Genomic DNA, 3,600 nt, shown 5'->3' with positions numbered 1-3,600 from the left:
GGGCCGGAGCGCCCCGGCACCCGCTGCGGCACCGATCCCGGCTGCCCCGGACGCTGCAGAGCCGGTCGTCGCCGATCCGGACGCTGCAGAGCCAGTCGCCGCCGACCCGACCTCGGCGGATGCGGTCGCCGCGGACCCAATCGCCGTGCCGGTCGCGGGTGACGAGGCCCCGGTCGACGCGGGCACGGCCGGCGCGGCCGCCGGCTCGCGGCGCGACCGCACGAGGAGGAGCGCCCACCAGGCGATGCCGGCGAGCAGCAGCAGCGTGCCGACGACGACGCCCGGGCGGTACCAGGGCGTCGTCACGACCTGCGGCCACGTGAGCGTCACGGCGGGTGACGCGGCGTCCTCGCCCGTCGTCGCCACGAGAAGGCTCCAGCGGCCGTCCTGCGCCGACCACTCGAGCTCGGCCTCGCCCTCGCCGCTCGCCTCCCAGAGCCACAGGTCGGACCCCGTCGGGTCGGGCGGCAGCATGACGGGCTCCTCGACGGGCGGCGCGGCCGGGTCGACAGGCGCAGCCGGGTCGACAGGTGCAGCCGGGTCGACAGGTGCAGCCGGGTCCCCCGCCTCGGGCTCCGTCGGTGCGGCCGCCTCGACGTCCTCGGTACGCAGGGTCTCGCGGTCGGCGAGACCGGTGACCCGGGTGACCGCGTCGTCGCCGACCCAGGCCTCGACGTCCGCCGTCCGCCCGATCGCGAGGACGACGGGGGTGTCGCCCTGCGCGGTGGCGCGGATCGTGACGTCCTCGGCGGCGAGGTCCAGCACGCCCGGCTCGGTGACGAGCAGGGTCGCGCCCTCCCCGGCGCGGGCCGTCGCGGCCAGCGTGTCGGAGGGTCGCCAAGCCGTGGCCGAGGCGATCCCCAGGCCGATCGCGGCTGCGCCGAGCAGGCACAGCAGCGACGCGAGAGCACGTTGCAGCACGGACCGTCCCTTCAGACGTGACGATCCACCATAGGGGAGGCCGTGCAGGGCTTCGCGGTGGCGACCGTCGCCACCCCCCGCTCCCCCGGCCGTGGCGCCGGGCGTCCGGCCGGTCCACGGACGGGCTGTGGCCGGTCGTGACGGACCGTTACCCTGGCCGTGACTCCGCCGCGCGCTCGGCAGGGACGTCCGGGCCGGCTCGTCCGCCACGGGGCCCCGCCGGTGCGCAGGCGGCCGGCCGCACACGCCCGTGCACGTTCGCGTGCACCTCCAGGAGGTCTTCGTGCCCGACGAGCGATCGCTCTTCCCCGTCGTCATGCGTGGCTACGAGCGCACGCAGGTGGAGCAGCGGCTCCAGGCGCTCGAGCAGCAGCTGAACGACGCACGGACGCAGGTCGAGCAGCTGGACGCGCGCGCCATGCAGGTCGCCGGGGAGCTCTCGGAGGCGCACCGGCAGCTGCGCGAGGCCGAGCGCCCGACGTACTCGGGCCTGGGCTCGCGGATCGAGCAGCTGCTGCGCTCGGCCGAGGAGCAGTCCTCGGACCTTCTCGCGCAGGCCAACGCCCAGGCGTCCGACGCCCTCGCGCGCGCCAAGCTCTCGGCGGGTCAGCTCCGCGCCCGGGCGGAGAACGAGGTCGCCGAGATGCTCGCGACCGCACGGCGCGAGGCCGAGGAGGTGCGCAGCACCGCGAACGCGGAGGCCGAGAGCACCCTGACCGCGGCCCAGCGCCGCGCCGAGGAGCTCGTGGGCTCCGCCGAGCGCGAGGCGGCCCGCATCTCGAGCGCGATCACCACCGAGGAGAACGAGCGCCGCACCGGCCTGGAGCGCGAGCTCGGCACGCTGCGGGCGACCGTCGAGCGCGAGACCACCGAGCTCCGGGTCACGACCGAGCAGACGGCCGCCGAGCTCCGGTCGACGACCCAGGCCGAGACCAGCCGGGCGCGCGAGGAGGCCGACCGCTACGCGCAGGACCTGCGCGCCACGGTGGACGCCGAGACGTCCGAGCTGCGCCGCACGACCGAGGCCGAGACCGCCGCGCTCCGGACGGACGCCGAGCAGTACGCCGCCTCGCTCCGCACGCAGGTGCAGACCGAGACGGCCGAGCTCCAGGCCCGCACCGAGGCCGCGGTCGCGGCCATGCGGGCGGATGCGCAGGAGTACGCCGACACCGTGCGGGCCGTGACGGACCGCGAGGCGCGCGGCGTCCTGCAGCGCGCCGAGACGGAGGCGACGGCGCTGCGCACCGAGGCCGACCAGTACGCCGCGTTCGTCCGCGCCACCGCGGACCGCGAGGTCGCCGAGCAGCGCTCGGCGGTGGCCGACGAGCTCACCGTCGAGCGCAACGCCGCCGCGGAGGACGTCGCCACGCTGCGTGCGGAGGCCGAGATCTACGCGACCGAGCTCCGCGCGGGCGCCGAGCGCGAGACCGCCGAGCTGCGCGAGACGGCCGACCGGGAGGTCGCCCAGCTGCGTGCGACGGCCGAGCGCGAGACCACCGAGCTGCGCGAGACCACCGAGCGCGAGACGAGCGACCTGCGCGGCACGACGGAGCGCGAGACGACCGAGCTCCGCGAGACGACCCGGCTCGAGGTCGACCGCCTGCTCACCGAGGCGCGGCGCACCGCGGCCGAGCTCACCGGCACGGCGACCCAGGAGGCGGAGGCGATCCGCGACCAGGTGCGCCGCCTGCTCGCCGACGCCGAGGTGGACATCGCCACGCGGCGCGAGGCGGCGGAGCGCGCCGACGCCGAGCGGCACGAGACCGCGCGCGCGGCGACCGAGCGCCTGGTGGCGGACGCCGAGGCGCACGCCGCGGAGGCCGAGCAGCGCGTCGCCAACGCGCTGGAGCAGGCCGAGAAGATCCGTCGCGACGCCGACGCGCACGCTAAGGACCTGCTCTCGAACGCGCGCCGCAACGCCGACCGCGTGGTCGCCGAGGCTCGCGAGCACGCCGAGCGCACGCTGTCGGAGGCCATGACCGAGGCGGAGCGCGAGCGCACGAGCGCGGCCCGGCAGGTCGAGGACCTCAACCGTCAGCGCGAGTCGATCACGTCCTACCTCGACGAGCTGCGCAACCTCCTCGGCCACGACCGCGCGCCGTCGCGCGCGATCCTCGAGCGCGCCGACGACGTCGAGGCGCGGTTCGCCGCGTCCGCGGCCGGCGTCGCGGCCACGGGCGACGACGACGCCGAGCTCACCGACGTGGACGCGGCCGACCTCGTCGCGGCCGACCTCGTCGCTGCGGACACCGCCGCTGCGGACCTCGTCGCTGCGGACCTCCGTGCGACGGACGAGACGGACGAGACCGAGCGGGAGCAGGGCGAGCTGGACCAGGACGAGGCGGACCGGGCCGAGCTGGCCCAGGACTCGTCGGACCACGGCGTGCCGGACCAGGTCGAGGTCGTCGCGGGTGACCGGGACGTCGACGTCGACGGCGACCTCGCGGCGGACGACGAGGCGGCGCTCGCCGCGCTCGAGGACGCACCGGAGGCCGTGACGGACGAGGCGCCGGAGGCGCAGCACGACGACGCGACCGGCGACGGGACGGCCGGCCCGGCGGAGGGCCTCACCGACGCGGGTGACGCGAGCGCGCCGGACGCGCCGGTCGACGAGGCCGCGGACGGCGCCGTGGTCCCGCAGCCGCGCGACGGCGACCAGGTCGCCGCGGAGACGGACGG

At 77.1% G+C, this 3,600-nt stretch carries 1 protein-coding gene and 1 pseudogene; one reads left to right on the top strand and one right to left on the bottom strand.

Annotated features, from left to right (window positions below; genetic code table 11):
- Positions 1-921: pseudogene (locus tag ICW40_RS16765) on the bottom strand (hypothetical protein); the annotation flags it as partial.
- A 283-nt stretch (positions 922-1,204) separates the two neighbouring features.
- Here ICW40_RS16765 and ICW40_RS16760 point away from each other — a divergent pair.
- A partial coding sequence (locus tag ICW40_RS16760) for a hypothetical protein (RefSeq protein WP_221655151.1) occupies positions 1,205-3,600 on the top strand: 2,396 nt, incomplete at its 3' end.

The organism is Actinotalea ferrariae (assembly GCF_019733465.1).
GTDB classification, from domain to species: Bacteria; Actinomycetota; Actinomycetes; order Actinomycetales; family Cellulomonadaceae; genus Actinotalea; species Actinotalea ferrariae_A.
The sequence above is the reverse complement of the archived record's forward strand: the minus strand, read 5'-3'. Positions and strand labels throughout refer to the sequence as shown.